23 protein-coding genes are annotated in these 19,310 nt (G+C 67.8%); 15 read left to right on the forward strand and 8 right to left on the reverse strand.

Annotation, left to right across the window (positions count from 1 at the left end; translation table 11 throughout):
- The first annotated feature begins 214 nt into the window (after window positions 1-214).
- The 6 genes from AB0H00_RS12685 to AB0H00_RS12710 all read left to right on the forward strand — a co-directional run bounded on the left by AB0H00_RS12685 (window position 215) and on the right by AB0H00_RS12710 (window position 4,733).
- A complete protein-coding gene (locus tag AB0H00_RS12685; RefSeq protein ID WP_357265111.1) occupies window positions 215-1,081 on the forward strand; it encodes a lytic murein transglycosylase in 867 nt (288 codons plus the stop codon).
- A 19-nt stretch (window positions 1,082-1,100) separates the two neighbouring features.
- Window positions 1,101-2,234 carry a P-loop NTPase gene (locus AB0H00_RS12690; protein WP_357265113.1) on the forward strand — a complete coding sequence of 378 codons (1,134 nt, stop codon included), beginning with the start codon at window positions 1,101-1,103 and terminating at the stop codon, window positions 2,232-2,234.
- Window positions 2,235-2,625: 391 nt separating this feature from the next.
- Complete coding sequence (locus AB0H00_RS12695) at window positions 2,626-2,946, forward strand: DivIVA domain-containing protein (protein ID WP_357265115.1); 321 nt, start codon at window positions 2,626-2,628, stop codon at window positions 2,944-2,946.
- Window positions 2,943-3,536 carry a DNA-3-methyladenine glycosylase I gene (locus AB0H00_RS12700; protein WP_357265116.1) on the forward strand — a complete coding sequence of 198 codons (594 nt, stop codon included), beginning with the start codon at window positions 2,943-2,945 and terminating at the stop codon, window positions 3,534-3,536. The genes AB0H00_RS12695 and AB0H00_RS12700 overlap by 4 nt, the downstream gene beginning before the upstream one ends.
- A 141-nt stretch (window positions 3,537-3,677) precedes the next feature.
- Window positions 3,678-3,845 carry a DUF3117 domain-containing protein gene (locus AB0H00_RS12705; protein WP_011211259.1) on the forward strand — a complete coding sequence of 56 codons (168 nt, stop codon included), beginning with the start codon at window positions 3,678-3,680 and terminating at the stop codon, window positions 3,843-3,845.
- Window positions 3,846-3,947: 102 nt separating this feature from the next.
- Window positions 3,948-4,733 carry a methyltransferase domain-containing protein gene (locus AB0H00_RS12710; RefSeq protein ID WP_357265531.1) on the forward strand — a complete coding sequence of 262 codons (786 nt, stop codon included), beginning with the start codon at window positions 3,948-3,950 and terminating at the stop codon, window positions 4,731-4,733.
- A gap of 22 nt (window positions 4,734-4,755) precedes the next feature.
- On the opposite strand, the gene glgA is transcribed toward AB0H00_RS12710, so the two are convergent.
- Entirely contained in the window at window positions 4,756-5,913 is a 1,158-nt protein-coding gene (gene glgA / locus AB0H00_RS12715) for a glycogen synthase (protein ID WP_357265533.1), read from the reverse strand.
- A gap of 137 nt (window positions 5,914-6,050) precedes the next feature.
- Between glgA and glgC the strand changes: the two genes are divergently transcribed.
- Window positions 6,051-7,265: a glucose-1-phosphate adenylyltransferase gene (gene glgC, locus AB0H00_RS12720; RefSeq protein ID WP_357265118.1), complete on the forward strand. Its 1,215-nt coding sequence runs from the start codon at window positions 6,051-6,053 to the stop codon at window positions 7,263-7,265.
- A 160-nt stretch (window positions 7,266-7,425) separates the two neighbouring features.
- Here the strand turns inward: glgC and AB0H00_RS12725 are convergent, their stop codons facing one another.
- The 3 genes from AB0H00_RS12725 to AB0H00_RS12735 all read right to left on the reverse strand — a co-directional run bounded on the left by AB0H00_RS12725 (window position 7,426) and on the right by AB0H00_RS12735 (window position 8,817).
- A complete protein-coding gene (locus AB0H00_RS12725) occupies window positions 7,426-7,647 on the reverse strand; it encodes a hypothetical protein (protein WP_357265120.1) in 222 nt (73 codons plus the stop codon).
- A gap of 213 nt (window positions 7,648-7,860) precedes the next feature.
- The gene (locus tag AB0H00_RS12730) at window positions 7,861-8,094 is read right to left on the reverse strand and encodes a hypothetical protein (protein ID WP_357265122.1); all 234 of its coding nucleotides are present in this window, start codon (window positions 8,092-8,094) and stop codon (window positions 7,861-7,863) included.
- 84 nt (window positions 8,095-8,178) lie between these two features.
- Complete coding sequence (locus AB0H00_RS12735; protein WP_357265535.1) at window positions 8,179-8,817, reverse strand: O-methyltransferase; 639 nt, start codon at window positions 8,815-8,817, stop codon at window positions 8,179-8,181.
- A 325-nt stretch (window positions 8,818-9,142) separates the two neighbouring features.
- Here AB0H00_RS12735 and sigE point away from each other — a divergent pair, with 325 nt between their 5' ends.
- From sigE to AB0H00_RS12775, 8 genes are all read left to right on the forward strand, one after another.
- Complete coding sequence (sigE, locus tag AB0H00_RS12740; protein ID WP_357265537.1) at window positions 9,143-9,778, forward strand: RNA polymerase sigma factor SigE; 636 nt, start codon at window positions 9,143-9,145, stop codon at window positions 9,776-9,778.
- A 62-nt stretch (window positions 9,779-9,840) separates the two neighbouring features.
- Window positions 9,841-10,239 carry a hypothetical protein gene (locus AB0H00_RS12745; protein WP_357265124.1) on the forward strand — a complete coding sequence of 133 codons (399 nt, stop codon included), beginning with the start codon at window positions 9,841-9,843 and terminating at the stop codon, window positions 10,237-10,239.
- A 10-nt stretch (window positions 10,240-10,249) separates the two neighbouring features.
- Entirely contained in the window at window positions 10,250-11,788 is a 1,539-nt protein-coding gene (locus AB0H00_RS12750) for a trypsin-like peptidase domain-containing protein (RefSeq protein ID WP_357265126.1), read from the forward strand.
- Window positions 11,789-11,821: 33 nt separating this feature from the next.
- Window positions 11,822-12,238, forward strand: coding sequence for a Sec-independent protein translocase protein TatB (tatB, locus tag AB0H00_RS12755; protein WP_357265128.1), 417 nt, complete (start codon window positions 11,822-11,824; stop codon window positions 12,236-12,238).
- A gap of 52 nt (window positions 12,239-12,290) precedes the next feature.
- The gene (locus tag AB0H00_RS12760; RefSeq protein ID WP_357265130.1) at window positions 12,291-13,148 is read left to right on the forward strand and encodes a hypothetical protein; all 858 of its coding nucleotides are present in this window, start codon (window positions 12,291-12,293) and stop codon (window positions 13,146-13,148) included.
- Between the two features lie 421 nt (window positions 13,149-13,569).
- The gene (locus tag AB0H00_RS12765; protein WP_357265132.1) at window positions 13,570-14,103 is read left to right on the forward strand and encodes a hypothetical protein; all 534 of its coding nucleotides are present in this window, start codon (window positions 13,570-13,572) and stop codon (window positions 14,101-14,103) included.
- A 22-nt stretch (window positions 14,104-14,125) separates the two neighbouring features.
- Window positions 14,126-14,362 carry a hypothetical protein gene (locus AB0H00_RS12770; RefSeq protein WP_357265134.1) on the forward strand — a complete coding sequence of 79 codons (237 nt, stop codon included), beginning with the start codon at window positions 14,126-14,128 and terminating at the stop codon, window positions 14,360-14,362.
- A gap of 155 nt (window positions 14,363-14,517) precedes the next feature.
- Complete coding sequence (locus tag AB0H00_RS12775; RefSeq protein ID WP_357265136.1) at window positions 14,518-15,594, forward strand: XdhC/CoxI family protein; 1,077 nt, start codon at window positions 14,518-14,520, stop codon at window positions 15,592-15,594.
- A gap of 169 nt (window positions 15,595-15,763) precedes the next feature.
- On the opposite strand, the gene AB0H00_RS12780 is transcribed toward AB0H00_RS12775, so the two are convergent.
- The 4 genes from AB0H00_RS12780 to AB0H00_RS12795 all read right to left on the reverse strand — a co-directional run bounded on the left by AB0H00_RS12780 (window position 15,764) and on the right by AB0H00_RS12795 (window position 19,165).
- The gene (locus AB0H00_RS12780) at window positions 15,764-16,702 is read right to left on the reverse strand and encodes a glucosyl-3-phosphoglycerate synthase (protein WP_357265138.1); all 939 of its coding nucleotides are present in this window, start codon (window positions 16,700-16,702) and stop codon (window positions 15,764-15,766) included.
- Window positions 16,699-17,583 (reverse strand): dihydropteroate synthase, encoded by an 885-nt coding sequence (folP, locus tag AB0H00_RS12785; RefSeq protein ID WP_357265140.1) that lies wholly within the window; start codon window positions 17,581-17,583, stop codon window positions 16,699-16,701. The genes AB0H00_RS12780 and folP overlap by 4 nt, the downstream gene beginning before the upstream one ends.
- A 150-nt stretch (window positions 17,584-17,733) precedes the next feature.
- Complete coding sequence (locus AB0H00_RS12790) at window positions 17,734-18,291, reverse strand: TIGR00730 family Rossman fold protein (RefSeq protein WP_357265142.1); 558 nt, start codon at window positions 18,289-18,291, stop codon at window positions 17,734-17,736.
- Window positions 18,292-18,355: 64 nt separating this feature from the next.
- Window positions 18,356-19,165, reverse strand: coding sequence for a TIGR00730 family Rossman fold protein (locus AB0H00_RS12795; RefSeq protein WP_357265144.1), 810 nt, complete (start codon window positions 19,163-19,165; stop codon window positions 18,356-18,358).
- Window positions 19,166-19,310 lie beyond the last annotated feature (145 nt).

Here is a 19,310-nt window from a genome sequence, read left to right on the forward strand (position 1 = left end):
ACCCGTCGAACCCGCAGAATCCACCCCACCCACACCCACCCCACCACCCGGCATCACCCTCCCCTTCGGCATCGTCATCCCCCTACCCACACCCCCAAATGTGACCTAAACCCACAGCTGATCACGAAGCAGTAACAAAACAATCTCGAATGCGGTAACCTTCCTTCGTCCATCGCGAAGGGCTCACGACGAGCCATTGGAGGGTCACCGCACCGTGGGACGTCATCGAAAACAGCCGCCTGCCACTGCCAGACGGAGCTCCGTTATCGCATTGACCGGATTGGTTCCCGCTGGACTCGTGGCCGTCACGGCCGCGTCCGATGTGGGCAGCGTGACCGCGTCCGCGTCCGTGGTTCAGGCACCGGGAGCCGATCAGGACGTGCAGGGCGCCAGACCCCGGACCATCGCGGAACCCGTCGCGACGGGTGAATTCGTCGCTCACGCAATGGCGAAGCCCGCGCCCACCGTGGCGCCGGTGGTGAAAACCGTTGCGCTGCCGAACGGAAGGCAACTCGCCGCGTTGCCGGCCGGGCCGGTCGGTGTACCCGGCGTGGCTGTCGCGGCCTATCAGAACGCCGAACGTGTTCTGGCCGCGGAGAACCCGGTGTGTGGGATGCCGTGGTCGCTGCTGGCGGGCATCGGCCGGGTCGAGTCGACGCACGCGTTCGGCGGCAAGGCCGACTCCGACGGCAATCCGCTGACCCCGGTCTACGGCCCGGTGCTGGACGGATCGCTGGCCGGCAACCACGTCGTCCGCGACTCCGACGACGGTGCGCTGGACGGCCTGGCCGGATACGACCGCGCGATCGGCCCGATGCAGTTCCTGCCGCAAACCTGGAAGCGCTACGCCGCCGACGGCAACGGCGACGGCATCGCCGATCCGCAGAATCTTTTCGACGCCGCCCTGACCGCGGGAAAATACCTGTGTGAAGGCGGATTGAACATGCGCGACCTGGCCCAACAGTCGCGCGCGATCCTGCGGTACAACCACTCCATGGCCTACGTCGCGAACGTCATGGCCTGGGAAACCTCCTACGGCACCGGGGTCGCACCCCGGCCCGGAGACCTGCCCAGAATTTGACACGCCTAAAATTCCTGCCATGCCATTGGTTACGGAATCGGATGTGCGGGGCGCACTCGCGAAGGTCGACGACCCGGAAATCCGCAGGCCGATCACCGAGCTGGGCATGGTGAAAAGCGTCGCGATCGGCGCCGACAGCAATGTCCACGTGGAGATCTACCTGACGACGGCGGGCTGCCCGCTGCGCACCGAGATCACGCAGCGAGTCACCAGGGCCATCGCCGACGTGCCAGGTGCCGGCGCGGTGACCGTCGAACTCGACGTGATGAGCGACGAGCAGCGCACCGATCTGCGCAAGCAATTGCGCGGCGACTCGGCCGACCCGGTTATCCCGTTCGCCCAGCCCGGCTCGCTGACCCGCGTCTACGCGGTCGCGTCGGGCAAGGGCGGCGTCGGAAAATCCAGTGTCACGGTGAACCTCGCCGCCGCCATGGCCGCGCGCGGCCTCTCGGTGGGCGTGCTGGACGCCGATATCTACGGGCACTCGATCCCGCGCATGCTCGGCACCGACGCCAGGCCGACCCAGGTCGAGCGGATGATCATGCCGCCGGTCGCGCACGACGTGAAGCTGATTTCGATCGCGCAGTTCACCAAGGGCAACACCCCTGTGGTGTGGCGCGGGCCGATGTTGCACCGAGCGTTGCAACAATTCCTCGCCGACGTGTTCTGGGGTGACCTGGACATCCTGCTGCTCGACCTGCCGCCAGGCACCGGCGACGTCGCCATCTCCATCGCGCAGCTGATCCCGAACGCGGAGATCCTGGTCGTCACCACTCCGCAGCCAGCCGCCGCGGAGGTGGCCGAGCGCGCGGGAGCAATCGCTCTGCAAACCCGTCAGCGGATCGCGGGCGTGGTGGAGAACATGTCCTGGCTGGACCTGCCGGACGGGACCCGGATGGACCTGTACGGCTCCGGCGGTGGCCAAGCCGTCGCCGACCGGCTGACCCGCGCCGTCGGCGCGAACGTGCCGCTGCTCGGTCAGATCCCGATCGAACAGGCACTGCGTGAGTCGGGCGACGAGGGCACCCCGATCGTGCTGCGCGATCCCGACAACCCGGCCGCGAAGGCGCTGCAGGATGTCGCCGACAAACTCGCCGTCCGCCGCCGCGGCCTCGCGGGCATGTCGCTCGGCATCGATACAACCCGTGCTTGATTCGCGGCACCTGCGGCACTGTGTGTTCGCGGCGTCATACAGCTAGCTGGCAGCCATCCATCCGTCCACGGCTACCGAACAACCACTCAGCTACCTTCCCACCGACCGCATCGGCCGCACCCCCGAGCAAAGCGACACCGAGCAGTTTGCGAGGGATAACGGCCTGCGCAGCACGCAGAAACAGGCCGAACCACCGCGCACACGCCTGATGCAACACATCGGCCCACTCCCGCTTCCGAGCGAAGCGAGACCTTCCATTGCCCGTTCGCGGCCCGGCTCGCGTCCGAGCGGCCGTCGCGGCCGCGACGAAGTCGCCAGCGGCGGTCGCTCGGACACGAGCCAACAGGGGGCCGCGAACACCCAGCGCCGCAGGCGCTGGAAAAATTCCAGCATGCTCACGATACTGCTGTACGTGCTGATCGTCGGCTTGGTCGCCGCGGTGCTGTTCCTGCTTGCCAGTGCGGTCTTCGGGCGGTCCGAGGAGTTGGGGCCGTTGCCGGAGGGAACGACGGCCACGCTGCTGCCCGCTGAGGGAATCACCGGAGCGGACGTACGCGCGCTGCGCTTTCAGCAGGTGGTGCGGGGGTACAAGGCCGCAGAGGTGGACTGGGCGCTGGCCAGGCTGGCCGCCAGGATCGACGAACTTCAGCGCCAAATGGCCGAGGCGCAGGCCATCAGATGGCAGACACCGGTCGCGCCGGAGTCGAAATGAGCGCACCCGCCGACGACGGCCGAATTCGGTGCGCGTGGCCGCTGGAGTCCGAACTGTACCGGGATTACCACGATTACGAGTGGGGCATGCCGCTGCACGGCGACGACGCCCTGTTCGAGCGGCTGTGTCTGGAGGCGTTTCAGTCGGGGCTGTCCTGGATTACCATCCTGCGGAAACGGCCCGCGTTCCGCGCGGCGTTCGCCGGGTTCTCGATCGAGCGCGTCGCGGAGTTCGGTGACGCCGACGTCGCCAGGCTGCTGGCCGACGCGGGCATCGTTCGCAATCGGCTCAAGATCGAGGCCGCCATCGCGAACGCCAGGGTCGCCCGCACGCTCGACATCGGACTGGACGAACTGCTCTGGTCATTCGCACCGCCGCCGCGACCGCGGCCGCGCACCGGCGCGGACGTGCCCACCAGCACCACCGAATCCTTGGCTCTGGCAAAAGAATTGAAACGGCGCGGGTTCCGATTCGTCGGACCTACCACCGCTTACGCGCTGATGCAGGCGACTGGAATGGTCGACGATCACCTGGCCGATTGCTGGGTGGGCAGTGACCTGCCGGACCCGGGCCGACCGGTCACTTTTTGAACTCAGGTATCCGTCCACATCCGCGATAGGGAAGAATGGGACGGGTGTAGCTCGCCAAATGCCGGCGAGCTCACTAGTTGGTGACAACTGGAGTTCCAAGAAAGTGCGCAGCAGACCGCGCAGATCTGGAGGGAGCAGAGGATGGCGGCCATGAAGCCCCGCACCGGGGACGGTCCCCTCGAGGCAACCAAGGAAGGGCGTGGAATTGTCATGCGGGTTCCACTCGAGGGTGGCGGGCGGCTGGTCGTCGAACTCACGCCGGACGAGGCAGCGGCGCTGGGTGACGAACTGAAGAGCGTCACCAGCTGAGTGTCACCAGCTGAACACCCGGCCCTCGCCGCGGTGGCCGGTCTGCTGGCCTGTCCCGAATGCGTGCGTTCGCCGCGGTCGCACGAGGATGCCTCGGCGCTCATGCTCGAATCGCGCGATCGGGCGCTGCGCTGCGGGCGAGGGCACAGCTTCGACGTCGCACGGCAGGGCTATGTCAGCCTCCAGACCGGCGCGTCGAGCAAAATGACCGGTGACACCGCGGCCATGCTGGACGCGCGCGCCGCTTTCCAGAGCGGGGGGCACTTCGCGCCGATCGTCGATGTGGTGGCTCGCGCCGTCACGGCGACCCGACGACCCGACGGTGCGGTGCTGGAAGTCGGCGCGGGCACGGGCTACTACCTCGCCCATGTGCTCGACGCCGCCCCTCCGGCTGTCGGCATCGCCCTGGACGTGGCCAAGCCCGCCGTCCGGCGGTGCGCCCGCGCCCACCCGCGCGCCGCGGCTGTGCTGGCAGACGCATGGCGCGGGTTGCCGATCCGCGACGGCGTGCTCGACGGCGTCCTCTCCGTCTTCGCGCCACGCAATCCCGGCGAGGTAGCCCGGGTGCTCGGCGACCACGGCCGTTTCGTCGTCGCCACACCCACCGAACGCCACCTGGGCGAGTTGATCGGGCCGCTGGACATGGTGCGGGTGGACCCGGACAAGGATCGCAGGCTCGAGGCCGCGCTGTCGGGTCACTTCGAGGCGGTCGAGAGCGCACTTGTCGAGTATCCGATGAAACTCGGCCGGAGCGAGGTCGCGAACGTGGTGGGCATGGGACCGTCCGCGCATCACGCGGCCGGCGCGGACGCGCGCCTGGCGAATCTGCCGGATACCGTCGAGGTGACCGCGTCGGTTGCCGTGGGCACCTACCGCCCGGTGTCGTGACCGCGCCGCTCCCGGCGCGGAGTCACATCCTTCGGATCTTGTCGTAGACCTCGATGGTGCGCGCCGCAACCTGCCCCCAGTCGAACTCGGAGACCGCCCGCGCGCGGCCCGCCGCGCCGAACTCGGCGGCCAGCCCGGGATCGCAGGCGACCTCGTTGACGGCGGCGGCCAGGTCGCGCTCATAGTCCTCGGCGGCGCCCGCGTCGTAATGCACCAGCCGTCCGTTGCGGCCGTCCTCGACCACCTCGGGAATGCCGCCGACGTCGGAGGCGACCACCGCGGTCGCGCAAGCCATCGCCTCCAGGTTCACGATGCCGAGCGGCTCGTAAACCGACGGGCACACGAACACGGCCGCGGCCGCTAGGATTTGGCGGATCTGCTCGGTCGGCAGCATCTCGCGAACCCAGTACACGTTGCCACGCCGCCGCCGCAACTCGTCCACCGCGGCGGCGACCTCCTGCGCCAACTCCGGCGTGTCAGGGGCGCCCGCGCACAGCACGAGCTGGATGTCGCGGTTGAAGTCCCTGGCGGCGGCCAGCAGATGGCTGACGCCCTTCTGCCGCGTGATGCGGCCGACGAACGCCACGATGGGCTGGTCGGTGCGCACGCCGAGCGTATCGAGTACCGACGATGTGCCCGCTGCCCCCTGCTCCGGATGCCAGATGCTCCCGTCGATGCCGTTGTGCACAACGTGTACCCGATCCGGGTCGACGGCCGGGTAGGCGTCGAGCACGTCACGGCGCATGCCCTCGCTCACCGCGATGAGGGCGTCGGCGTGTTCGACGGCGGTACGTTCCGACCAGGACGAGAGCCGGTAGCCCCCGCCGAGCTGCTCGGCCTTCCATGGCCTGCGCGGTTCCAGCGAATGCGCGGTCAAGACGTGCGGGATCCCGTAGAGCGTCGCGGCCAGGTGCCCCGCCAGGCCGGTGTACCAGGTGTGCGAGTGCACCACGTCGAACTCGCCCGCGGCATCGGCCATCCGCAGCTGCGCGGACATCATCCGCAACGCGGTGTTGGCGGCGTGCAGCGCCGGATCCGGTTGGTGTACTACGGCGTCAGTGCGTGCGACGCCCATGCAGTGCACGGTCACTTCGCACAGCTCGCGCAAACGCGCGGTCAACTGCGTTACGTGTACCCCGGCTCCGCCGTACACCTCGGGCGGATACTCGCGGGTCAGCATTGCGACCCGAAGCCGGTCCCGCTCGCCGGAATCCACCGCCGAGTGCCCACCGTAAGTGCCGAAACTCACCGGTTCAAAGTAGACGTTCGGTTCGGCTGAGGCCACTCCCGGGCGCTTTACCCGGTAGTTTGGCAGGTGTGAGGAGCCAGCCGCACGTACTCGGGATCGTGCTCGCCGGTGGCGAGGGCAAGCGACTCTTTCCACTCACGGCGGACCGCGCCAAACCAGCGGTCCCGTTCGGCGGCGCCTATCGCCTCATCGACTTCGTGCTCAGCAATCTGGTCAACGCGGGTTTTCTGCGGCTGTGCGTGCTCACCCAGTACAAGTCGCACTCGCTGGACCGGCACATCTCGCAAACCTGGCGGCTGTCCGGCTTCGCGGGCGAGTACATCACCCCGGTTCCTGCGCAGCAGCGGCTCGGGCCACGCTGGTACACCGGTAGCGCGGATGCGATCATGCAGTCGCTGAACCTGATCTACGACGAGGACCCGGACTACATCGTGGTGTTCGGCGCCGATCACGTCTATCGGATGGATCCGGAGCAGATGGTGCGCCATCACATCGACTCCGGGGCGGGCGTGACCGTGGCGGGCATCCGGGTGCCACGCAGCGAGGCGAGCGCGTTCGGCTGCATCGATACCGACGACTCGGGCCGGATCACCCAGTTCCTGGAGAAGCCTGCGCACCCGCCGGGCACCCCCGACGACCCGAACGTCACATTCGCGTCTATGGGCAATTACGTCTTCACCACCAAGGTGCTTGTGGATTCGATCAAGGCGGACGCGGACAACTCCGACTCCGACCACGACATGGGCGGCGACATCATCCCGTCGCTGGTTGCCGCGGGCCAGGCGGGCGTCTACGACTTCGCCCACAACGACGTGCCCGGCGCCACCGAACGCGACCGCGGCTACTGGCGCGATGTAGGAACGATCGACGCGTTCTACGACGCGCACATGGATCTGGTCTCGGTGCACCCGGTGTTCAACCTCTACAACCGGCACTGGCCGCTCCGTGGCGCGGTCGAGAACTGGCCGCCGGCCAAATTCGCCCAGGGCGGGTTGGCGCAGGAGTGCATCGTCGCCGCGGGCAGCATCCTGTCCGCGGCCACCGTACGCAATTCGGTGCTCAGTTTCAATGTCATGGTCGACGACGGCGCCACCGTGGAAGGCTGCGTGCTCATGCCCGGTGTCCGCATCGGGCGCGGCGCGGTGGTGCGGCACGCCATTCTGGACAAGAACGTGGTGGTCAGTGAGGGCGAGATCATCGGGGTGGACCTGGAACGCGACCGCAGCCGGTTCGCCGTGAGCAACGGCGGCGTGGTCACGGTGGGCAAGGGCGTGTGGGTCTAGGACTGGTCCGCCGGCCCGCCTCTCTGGGTCTTCAGGCCGTACCAGTCAGAGGTGACGCGGGATTTGCGTTCAGGCCATACGCGGGTGCCGCTCGAGTTCTGGGTGTGCCCGACGAGTCACCCATATCCTTGCGAAATCAATGGTTGCGTGGCGAGCGTGATCAGGGCTCGCCCGGGTCTGGGGCGGGGGCTCCGGTGCAGAACGGTGCGCATGGGCCCGGCGTGCGCGGCACGGTCGTCTTCGAGGTGCCGAAATCGGCTGTGCTGACCAGATATACCGCCAGCACCGCCAACAGAAGCACTCCGGCGAGGGCTACCATCGTCCGACCCCAGTGGATCGGGCGGGGGCGGCGCTCGTCGTCGTCCCAGAGGAACATCACCACACTGCACCTTCTTCCGGATGCCTCGCTCGGAGGATCAACCCGCTAGTACCTCGTTCGCGCATGCTTCCTGAAGAATGCGCCGGACAGCCGGCGCGTGTCGGGGTATTCGATGGGTTGGCCGATCACGGCCTGATGAAAAGTGCAGAAGCGACGGGATCGGCCCTTCGAGCCTGCGTGTACACCCGATCTCGGAGGCGGGCGTTCGAAGGCGGCTTACGGTCCCGGCGGCGCGACAGTCTGCGTGCAGAATGGCTCGCATGGCCCCTGTGTCGGAGTAACTTTCGGAGGTCCGCTGTCGAAATCGGCATTGCTGACCACGAGCAGCACCAGAACAGCACCCAGGATTACGAACAGGAAGGCGATTACGGTCGGCCGCAGCCAACTCGATCGTCGCTCCACGACGACATCACCCATGTAAACAACCTCGACGGCATCGAGTTCACGCATTTTGACAACCTCGCTGACTTGTTTCCCAGCGGGTACCCGCGATTCGGCTATGAAATCAGCTCGTATCGAACATGGCGTGAATCGCTAACCACGTGAGGCGCAGAGCAATCCGTCCCCGACCGGGATCAGCACGCTGGTGAGTTCGGGGTGCTCTGCGATGGCGCGGGTGGCCGCGCGCACGGCCTGTGTTGCCGGATCGCGTTGCGCCGTGTCAGGAACCCGTCCGCCGAGCAGCGCATTGTGCAGCACGATGGCCCCGCCGTCACGCAGCAGCCGCACCGCTTGGGCGACATACTCCGGATGCTCCAGCGGCGCCGCGTCGATGAAGACCAGATCGTAGGCGCCGTCGGCCAGGCGCGGCAGCACATCGAGCGCGCGTCCGTTGATCAGCCGGGTCCGTGCGGGCGGGATCTCGGCGGCGCGGAACGCCTCCCTGGCCGCGCGCTGGTGCTCCGGCTCGGAATCGATGGTGGTCAGCGTTCCGTCCTCGCGCATACCGTCGAGCAGCCACAGCCCGCTGATGCCCGCGCCGGTGCCCACCTCCACTACGGCACGTGCCCCGAGCAACTGTGCGTAGATACTCAGCAGCGCCCCCACCGAAGGCGGCACGGGTGCCACGCCGAGTTCGGTGGCCCGTTCGCGCGCACTGACGAGGATCTCGTCTTCCACGACGGATTGCTCCACGTAGGCGAGATTTCGCTCCAGATTCGATGCCACGGGTATGAGGCTAACGCCGGGCGGCTGGTCTCGGCGTTCCGTACAACACGCGCCGCCCGCCATTCTCGCGGCCAATTTTCTCAGGTGTCCCTCAGGATCTCCATACCCCGGCCATATCAGGACAGGAGAGAGTATGGGCAACGCAAGACCACCGACCGTGTCTAACACGGGACGCGGGAACAACGACATACAGGTCGTCGGTTGTATCCGTACGCGACGGTCCATAGATCCGGGCCACCGCGAGTTCCGACGTTTGCGGTCCCTAGTAGGAGGTAGCTCCATCCACATGGTCGATGCGGCGCACCAGTACGCCACCCTGCCCGAGCAGATCCTGCCGATCGAAGCCGAGGCCTCCGAGGATTCCACCGAGTCCGTCGAGTCCGTCGAGCTGAGCGGTACTGCTGCCTTCGATGCCACCGGTGACCGGTCGGCCATGCCGTCCTGGGACGAGCTGGTCCGCGAGCATGCCGATCGGGTCTACCGCCTAGCCTACCGACTCTCCGGCGACGCCCAGGACGCCGACGACCTCACCCAGGAGACGTTCATCCGGGTGTTTCGCTCGCTGTCGAACTACCAGCCGGGCACCTTCGAGGGCTGGCTGCACCGCATCACCACCAACCTGTTCCTGGACATGGTTCGCAGACGCAACCGGATCAGGATGGAAGCGCTGCCCGAGGACTACGACCGCGTGCCCGCTGAGGGCCCGGGCCCCGAGCAGGCGTACCACGATGCCCGGCTGGATCCCGACCTGCAATCCGCGCTGGATTCGCTGGCACCCGAGTTCCGCGCCGCCGTCGTGCTGTGTGACATCGAAGGGCTGTCCTACGAGGAGATCGGCGCTACGCTCGGCGTGAAACTGGGCACCGTGCGCAGTCGGATTCACCGTGGGCGCCAGGCACTGCGCGACTACCTTGCGCATAATGGAAGTGAGCAGCGGTTCGCCGCTGAAGCGAACAACATCGGGTGATCCGTCGGAAGCCGGCATTGCCCAACAAATCGGATGATGTCGGTTGAAAGGGTGAGCACCGAATGAGTGGCGACTCCAGTACGGCCGGTCGTCGTCCGCCTCGTTTCAGCCCCACCGAGCATCTGGCGAGCGAGGCGATCGCGGCCTATGTGGATGGCGAGTTGCGGATGAACGCCTATCTGCGTGCCGCCCAGCATCTGTCTCTGTGCCCCGAATGTGCGGCGGAAGTCGACGCACAGCAACAGGCGCGCATCGCGTTGCGCCATGCGGGCCATGTCGCGATACCCACCGGGCTGCACGACAGTCTGACCAGGATTCCCCTCGCCGAACTGCCGGGTGGCGCGAGCAACGGGCGGACCCCCGCCTCGGGTTCCGACGGGACCCCGCGCAACGAGGCGGTTTTCGGCTTTCTGACCGATTCGTTCACCGCGACCCGGTGGACAACATGGTGGCGGAAGTAGAGTTTCCCGAGTGACCACCGAATCTACGAATTCCGGATCGGCCGACACCTCGGATTCGGCGGCCAACCGCGGGAATCTCCGTCCATCGGACGCGCCCGTGCTCGGTCCGCGCCCGGTCTACCGGCCCCATGTCGACACGCACACCGCACGCGCCTTCCGCAGGCCGTCGGGCCTGTCCGGTTCGTTCGCCGATCCTCTGCCGATCCGCACCGCGGGTGCGGCACCGCAGGTGGGCCCGGAACTGCACAACCGCCCCCCGGACGCGGTGCTCGCGGAGGCGTTCGGCCGCCCCGAAGGTTCCAGCGAGCTGCTGCAGCGCGATCCCGACGCCGCCGACAGCACAGCCCCAGTCGCGGGGCCGGCTGATCCGTGGCGTGATCCCGATGCCGCCGTGCGCCTCGGCGCGCCCGCGGTGCCGACGCCCACACCACAGCCGCTGCCCCAGGCCGAGAAGCTCACCGCACGCCAGGTGCTGTTCGGGTCCCGGGTCGCACCCAAGGCGCTGGCTCTGCTCGCGCTCGTCGCGCTCGTGATCGGCCTGCTCGGCGGTCTGGTCGGCAGGCTGACCGCGGAGACGGCTTCCACGCTCACCTCGCGCAAGGTCGCCTTGGAGCAGAGCAGCGATGTCGACCGTCCGCACGGACTGATCGCGCAGGTCGCGAACGCTGTATTGCCCTCGGTCGTTTCGATCCGGGTCACCGTCGGCGACAATGGCGCCACCGGGTCCGGTGTGGTGATCGACGGCGGAGGCTACGTCGTCACGAACAACCACGTCATCTCGATGGCCGCGCAGGACAAGAGCAATCGCGCCACGATCCAGGTCCAGTTCTCCGACGGCACCCGGGTGCCCGCTCAGACCGTCGGCCGCGACCCGAAGACCGACCTCGCGGTGCTGAAGGTCGATGTGAAGAATCTCACTGTCGCCAAGCTGGGTAAGTCCGGCGACGTCCAGGTCGGCGACGATGTCTTGGCTATCGGCTCGCCCCTAGGACTGAGCAAGACGGTCACCTCCGGCATCGTCAGCGCGCTGCACCGCCCGGTGAAGTTGCAGGGCGAGGGCAGCGACACGAACGCCGTGATCGACGCCGTGCAGACGGACGCGTCGATCAACCCGGGTAACTCCGGTGGCGCACTGGTGGACATGGAGGGCCGAGTCATCGGTATCAACTCCGCCATTCGCAGCGAGACCGGTGGATCGGTCGGTCTCGGCTTCGCCATCCCGGTAGACATGATGACCCAAGTTGCCCAGACTCTGATCCGCGATGGTGTGATTCATCATCCGAGACTGGGCATCAGCCCGCGCACCAAACAGGTGGCGAATGAGACGACGAGCGGCGCGGAAGTGGCCGATGTAGCACCCGGCAGCCCTGCGGCCAAGGCAGGGATCGTCGAGGGCGACGTCATTGTGAAGATCGGCGATCGCGAGGTGACCGGCCCGGAGGAGCTGGTCGTCGCGGTGCAGTCGCGCAAGATCGGAGAGACGGTGAACGTGGTCTTGATCCGTGATGGGCGACAGGTGGACGTGCCGGTCACGCTGGAATCCGACTGACCCGCTGGTCGGACTCCCGGGTAGCCTGATTACGTGTTCAGCAACATCGGCTGGAGCGAAATGGTCATTCTGCTCGTCGCCGCCCTAGTGATTCTCGGACCGGAGCGCCTGCCCGGTGCGGTGCGGTGGACCACTCGCAGCCTGCGCCAGGTGCGCGACTATGCCAGTGGTGCGACCTCACAGCTGAAGCAGGAGCTCGGTCCCGAGTTCGAGGATCTACGCAAGCCGCTGGCCGACCTGAACGAACTGCGCGGTATGACTCCGCGCGGGATGGTGACCAAACACCTTCTCAACGGCGACGATTCGCTGTTCAAGGATTGGGAAGGCACGCTGCTCGACAAAAAGGACCTGTACAGCACGAACAGCGGAATGCCCAACTATCCGATGCCTGAGGTCGATAAGCCGTTGGAGCGCAACGAACGTCCGCCGATCGACACGGACGCCACCTGATCTGTCAAGAAGTCTAGACACCATGACCAGTTCAGCTGTCTAGACTTCGCACATGTCGGCCGATGACGTGGCGCGCGTGTTCGCGATCGAGGACAGGGTCGAGCGACTGAAGGCGGCCACCGACGGGGTGGCGGCGGCCCAGCAGACCATCAACGAACTGACCAGGATTCGCCGTGCCGTGATCAGGGAGCTCCATGCCGATGGCTGGACGTTCGCCAGAATCGGTGCGGCGGCGGGGCTTTCCCGCGCCCGGATCCATCAGGTGAGTACGCAGGGACCATCGCCGGAGGGGCTGTTCTTCGGGCACGGTTCGCTCACCGTTCTGGTCCCGGAGGTGCGGGCCGGGCGGGTAGTCGGTGCGCCGGACCCGGCTGCGCCGCACCGTCTTGCCGAACTACTCCGCGAACTCGGCTTCACCGTCACGATCGAACACTTCCTACCCGGCCGCCTGATCGACCTGAAGCGCAACGGGTTGATCGTGTTGGGTGGCCCGGAACTCTCCCCCAGCCTGCGCCAGCTGATCACCGCCGATCCGCGGCTGCGGCGCGCGGTGGCCAGGGCAGGCGACACTCGCCGGGGCATCGAAGACCGGGCGGCACGCCGGGTGTACCGGCCCGGCGGGCCGGAACCGCACGACATCGCCTATCTGGCCAGGCTGCCCAGACCCGATGGGCGTGGCAGCGTATTGATGATCGACGGCATGCATCCGCCCGGATCGCTCGGCGCCATACGGCTGCTCGCCACCCGTCTGGCAACCCTGCACGAGCGTGCGAGCACACACCTGTTCTCTGTGCTGGTCACCTGCCGGTTCGACCGGGCCACCGGCGAGCCGTTGGAGGCCGATTTGCTCACGCCGGTGTATCGCCATGACGCCGAAACCCGGTTTCCCGCAAAAGGTGTGCGCCGCTGACCCACGGCGAACCGCGATCACTCGAGCCAGAGGGCATCACGGGCCCGTAACGACGAGTTGCGTGGGGTCTCGGCGCGATTCGGCGGTAACGTGCCGAATGCCGAAGAGCGGCTGAGAACTTCAGGGCCACGGCGATCATCGTCGGTCGGCCCTGATTGGATCGTCCCCCGAGGCCCACCCGGAGCCCAGGGTTCCACTGCCGGTCCGAGGGATAGATAGCCCGGCCACGGCCAACTAATGGCATCCACCTGCGCAAACCTTATTTCGAAGAGCTTGTGACACGCAGGGCCCCAAGGGGATGCGACACGTGATAACGCCCTCGGGTAGGGTGCCTCCTGCGCCGATGCTTAAATTGCCGAAAGATAACTATTTCGATGGGCGGGCTCTGATGCGTGTTCGAGGTTCAATATCTGAGAGTTCGGTGTCCACACTTTCCCCGCTGCGGCGCGACCAGCTCGATCCCGGGGCCGCGCTGCGTACCGCCGACCCGGCGCTGATCACCCACCGGGTCACCTACAGCGACCGGCTGAAGGTCTTCCTCGGCCCCGGCGAGACGGTCGACAGCTTCCTGCGCCCGCTGCGCAGGCTCGACGGCTACCACCGCTACTCGGTGAATATGACTCGGCTCGCCGCGGCCATGCGGCCCGCCGACATCAGCCCAGTGATCAGCTCCGCGCCTGGGCGGAACTATCTGCAGTGCACCGGCTCGGCCGGGGCGCTTGCCATCGAATTGCGCAGCACCGTCGGCGCCGCGCCGCGCCAGTTCGCCGTCGGTCTGCCCGGCGACCGGATCGGCGCACCGAGCATCGACGTCCCAGTGCCGGCCGGTGTACCCGCTCCGCTGATCTATCCGGACGAGTTGTTCACCGCCGAGCAGGCGGCCGAGATCTTCACAGCGTACTTCGAGACCGGTGACGTCCTGCCGTACCTTCAGCTCCGCGAGACGACCGCGTGATGCCCTCTTCGAGGGGGAAACGGTGAACTCGCTCGTGCTCGTCGGTATCGCCGGGCTGGCGACCGGGCTGCTCACCCTGGTCGTCGCCGTGCTGCTGCGGCCGACGGCCTCGCACCGGCAGCTGACCGTCGCCGAGCTGCAGGGCCGCCTCGCGAAGGAGGCGGCCGTAGCGCCGCCCGCGAACGCCGCCGACGACGAGCCGCAGGTCGGGCCCGCGGTGGCCGAGCCGCTTCCCGAGCAGCGCCGTCGCGCCGAATAGCCTCCGGGCAGGCGGCTGCTTCGCTCGACCCGGCGCAGGCCGCAGGCGAACTTCCCGGCGCGGCCGCATTAGGGTGGAGATGTCGGCGGAAATCCGCCGTTCGTCTCCGGCCTGATGCACGGCGGCCGGACCCGCTCGGGAGAGGACCGGTTCCTGTGCGCGCGATACTCGGGCAATTGATCACCCTGCTGCCGCGTGGTCCGGTCGCGCTGGCGCGCGTGGTGGACACAACCGGGCCCGGCCCTCGCGAGCCGGGAGCTGCGATGATCGTCACCGAATCCGGCGAGGTTCACGGCTCGTTGTCGGGCGGTTGCGTCGAGGCCGCGGTCGTAGCGTCGGCGCGCGAGGTATTGGCGACCGGCCACGCGGTGACCGACAGGTTCGGCTACTCCGATGGCGACGGTTTCGCCGTCGGATTGACCTGTGGCGGCGAGATCGAGGTTTTCGTCGAGCGGATCCGCCCCGATCGGCTTCCGCTCCTTTCCTCCCTGAGGCAGCGGATCGGCGATGGTTCCCCGGTCGGGGTCGCCACCACGATGGACGCCCGGCCGGAATGGAAGCTGCTGCTGCCCGGCGGTACCGATCCGTGGCACGGCGTGGACCGCGACGCGCGGGCGCTGCTGGTCGCTGGCCGCAGCGGCGTCGTGGGCGCCGACGAGTGCGAAGCAGACAGCTCGCCGCGCCCCCGAACTTTCGTACAGGTCTTCGCGGCACCGGCCCGGATGATCCTGGCGGGCGCCAACGACTTCGTTCGCGCACTGAGCCGCACCGGCCGCCAGCTCGGCTACCGGGTGACCGTGGTCGACGCGCGCGAAACCTTCGCCACCGCGGCCCGATTCCCCTCCGCCAACGAGGTGGTCGTGGACTGGCCGCACCGCTATCTGCGCGCGGAGAACGAGGCGGGACGGCTCGACCGCCGCACCGTGGTCTGTGTTCTCACCCACGACGCCAAGTTCGACGTGCCGACCGTGGTCGCAGCACTGAAGTGCGCGGAGCTCGGCTTCGTCGGCGCTCTCGGGTCCCGCCGCACCCATACCGAGCGCGTCGAACGCCTCCGGGCCGCCGGTGTAGCCGACGAGCAGCTGGCCCGGCTGAAAAGCCCAGTGGGGCTGGACCTCAACGCGCGGACACCGGACGAGACCGCGATCTCCATCGCTGCCCAGATCCTGGCGGAGCGCGGCGGCGCCTCCGCCCGCCCACTGGACGACACGGAGGGCCCCATCCACCGCTGAGCCCGAGCCTGCCCAGCGACTCGCCGCTCATCGGCACCGAAAGGCGCACCAGCCGAAGTAGATTCGACACGCACCGCGGCTACCCGACCCGTGCCGGTGGGCAGCGCACCTCACCGCTACGCGGCCGCCCGACACCTCCGCGCGGCTCGTGCCCCGAAACACTCGAGGTTCAGGCGGCCGCCCGCGCGGGCCGCAGCGTGTTCATCGGCGGACGGTCGGTCAGCGACACCTCGATACTGTGTGCGGTGAATTCATCGCCGATGAGCGGGAACTGGGTGAGCGCCGCGCCGGAGTCCTGCACGCCGCTGCGACCTAGCGCGGTGCCCAGGATTTGGCGGCTCATCACACCCAGGTCGGACAGGGGCCGGTTGCGATGCGTGCGGACGCCCAGGTTGACCTGTCCGATCGCGGACATGCCGAGCCGGTCATAGGTGTCGAGCAGCAGCCCGATCTCCACGCCGTAGCCAGGGGCGAACGGCACCGAGGTGAGCAGATCGCGGGTGCCCGCGTATTCACCGCCCAGCGGCTGCAGCACCTGCGACAACTCGGGCCGCAGCGCCGCGAGCAGCGGACGCGCGACCAGCTCGGTGACGCGGCCGCCGCCGTGCGCGTCCACCGCGCCGCCGTGCCGCAGCGGTCTGCGGTAGTAAGCCTTGGCCAGCTGCACGTCGTCGACCGTGAGCAGCGGGCCGAGCAGTTTCGGCACGAAAGCCGGATCCGGATCGATGAGATCGGAGTCGACAAAGGCAACCAGGTCGCCGCTGGTCACAGCCAGCGAGCGCCACAGCACCTCGCCCTTGCCCCCCACCGGCTCCAGCTCGGGTACCGCCTGCTCGCGACTGATCACCTCGGCCCCCGCTGCGCGGGCGCGCTGCGCCGTCGCGTCCGTCGAGCCGGAGTCGAGCACGATCAGTTCGTCGACCAGCGTGCCGAGCAGCGGCCGGATGCTCGCCACCACCTCGGCCACGGTGCGTTCTTCGTTCAGTGCGGGCAGCACCACCGACACAGTGCGGCCCGCTTTGGCGGCGACGAGCCCGTCCACCGTCCAGTCCGGGCTGTCCCAGGTATTGGTCGTCGCCCAGGCGGGCTCACGGTGTTGGATTTTCATACCAGACCTCGCAAGGTTCGTGCGGGGGGCCGGATGCCCTGGATCGCGGCGATCATGTCCACGACCCGCCGGGTCGCGGCGACTTCGTGCACTCGGAAGACTCGGGCGCCGGCGGCCGCCGACCATGCTGTTGCTGCCAATGTGCCCTCCAGCCGTTCGGAAAGATCGACACCTAAAGTCTCCCCGATGAAATCCTTGTTGCTCAGCGCCATCAAGACTGGCCATCCGGTATTTACAAGAACGTCGACTCCGCGCAACAACTCGAGCCCGTGATAGGTGTTTTTGCCGAAATCATGCGTCGGATCGATCAGTATCGAGTCCTCGCGCACCCCCGCCGCGTGCGCGTTCTCGGCGGCACGCACCACGGTATCGGCGACTTCGCCCACGGCGTCCGCGTAGCGAACCCGGTGCGGCCTGGTCCGCGGCACCGCACCGCCGGTGTGGCTACACACCACCCCGGCGCCGTGCTCGGCGGCGACGAGCACCAAGTCCGGGTCGGCGCCCGCCCACGTGTCGTTGATCAGGTCTGCGCCCGCACCGACAGCGGCCAGCGCCACGTCCGCGCGCCAGGTGTCGACGCTGATCAGTAGCTGCGGGTACTTCGCACGAATGGCCGCAACGAATGGGACCACCCGCGCGGCCTCCTCGGTCGCGTCGACCATGGCACCAGGCCCTGCCTTCACGCCACCGATGTCGACCAGGTCGGCGCCCTCGTCCACCGCGCGCGCCACGGCGTCCAAGGCCGCCGCGTCGGTGAAGGTCGCACCCTGGTCGTAAAAGGAGTCCGGCGTGCGATTCACGATAGCCATCACCAGGGCACGATCCGTCGCCACCGGCCTGCCGCACAGGGTGGGAAGCGGCGCCGCGGTGGAGCTGAACATGTCCACGACTGTAGCTAGTCCGCCTCTCCGGGGCTTCAGGCCGTACTGGTCGGTGGCACGGGACTCGCTCCCCCGCCTCTCCGCGACTCAGACCGTACTAGCCGAACTCACCGTCGCGGGCGTCGGTGCTCACGTCGTCGGCTCACCGGATCAGGCGGGACGCGGCGCCTCCAGTGCCTCGAACGCGGACGGGAGATCGGTCACCACGGTGATCCGGGACAAGGCTGTTCGGGGCACGAACTTCCGGTCGTATAGCTCGTCCAGCCAGGAAAACAACCCTGCGAAGAATCCATTGGGATCCAGCACGACAACGGGCTTCTCATGCTGCCCCAGATAGCCACCGGTCCAGGTCTCGAAGAACTCCTCGAGGGTGCCGATGCCGCCCGGCAGCGTCAGGAACGCGTCGGCGCGATCCTCCATGACCTGTTTGCGCTGGCGCATGGTGTCGGTGACCACCAGCTCGTCGGCGTCGACGTCGGCGACCTCCCGGTGCACCAGGTGTTTCGGGATCACACCGACGGTGTTCGCGCCGCCGGCGCGAGCCGCCGTCGCCACCGCTCCCATCATCGAGACGTGACCACCACCGGAAACCAATTGCCAACCGCGCCGGGCAATTTCGGTACCGACCCGGGCGGCCAGCGTGAGGTAATCGGGGTGCATGGTGCTCGCCGAGCAGTACACGCAGACGGCGAAGGGCTGTTCGCTCATGCCTGCGCCTCGCTGGCGCTCGGCTCCGGCCTGCGCGATGCGCGCTGTGCCATGATTCGCTCGCTCACCACTGGTCCTCCGTGCCGATCGCGTCCTCGGCGGCGCCGGCCTCCGCGTTGGCCTGGATGATCCCGACCACGTCTTCGACGCTGTCGGTGACGTGCAGCAGGCTGAGCTCACCCGGGGAGATCTTGCCGGAACCGCCGAGCGAATCGCGCAGCCAGTCGACCAGTCCGGACCAGTACCTGCTGCCGAACAGGATGATCGGGAAACGGGTGATCTTGCGGGTCTGCACCAGCGTGAGCGCCTCGAACAACTCGTCGAGGGTCCCGAAACCACCGGGCAGGCAGACGAACGCTTGGGAATACTTCACGAACATCGTCTTGCGGACGAAGAAGTAGCGGAAGTTGATGCCCAGATCGACCCACTCATTGAGGCCCTGCTCGAACGGCAGCTCGATGCCGAGGCCGATCGAGTAGCCACCGGCCTCGCAGGCGCCGCGGTTGGCCGCCTCCATCGCTCCGGGCCCGCCGCCGGTGATCACCGCGAAGCCCGCCCGAGCCAGCGCCGCGCCGATCGCCCGGCCCGCCTGGTACTCGGGATGGTCGACGGAGGTGCGCGCGGAACCGAAAACGGTCACCGCGCGCGGCACCTCGGCCAGCGCGCCGAAACCCTCGACGAACTCGGCTTGAATGCGCAGCACGCGCCACGGGTCGGTGTGTACCCAGTCGGTATCGCCGCGCTGGTCCAGCAGATTCCGGTCGGCGGTACCGAGACCGTCCTTGCGTTCGCGGCGGAACATTATCGGTCCGCGGAACTTCGCTGTCGACTTCGGCTTGTTGGCGACCTCACGGTCGGCGGCGTCGGTGGACATGCGTTCCACGCTACCGTCCGGCGGCGCGCATGCCGGAGTCGACGCGAGAAGTAGTCCGCCATTCAGGTCCGGCGCATCGGTGCGAACCTCGATCAGCCGACTCGGTATGCATATCAGCGTGAGACGCCGGAGCAGCTCGAGGACG

Source organism: Nocardia sp. NPDC023852 (assembly GCF_040639505.1).
In the GTDB taxonomy this organism is placed as follows: Bacteria; Actinomycetota; Actinomycetes; order Mycobacteriales; family Mycobacteriaceae; genus Nocardia.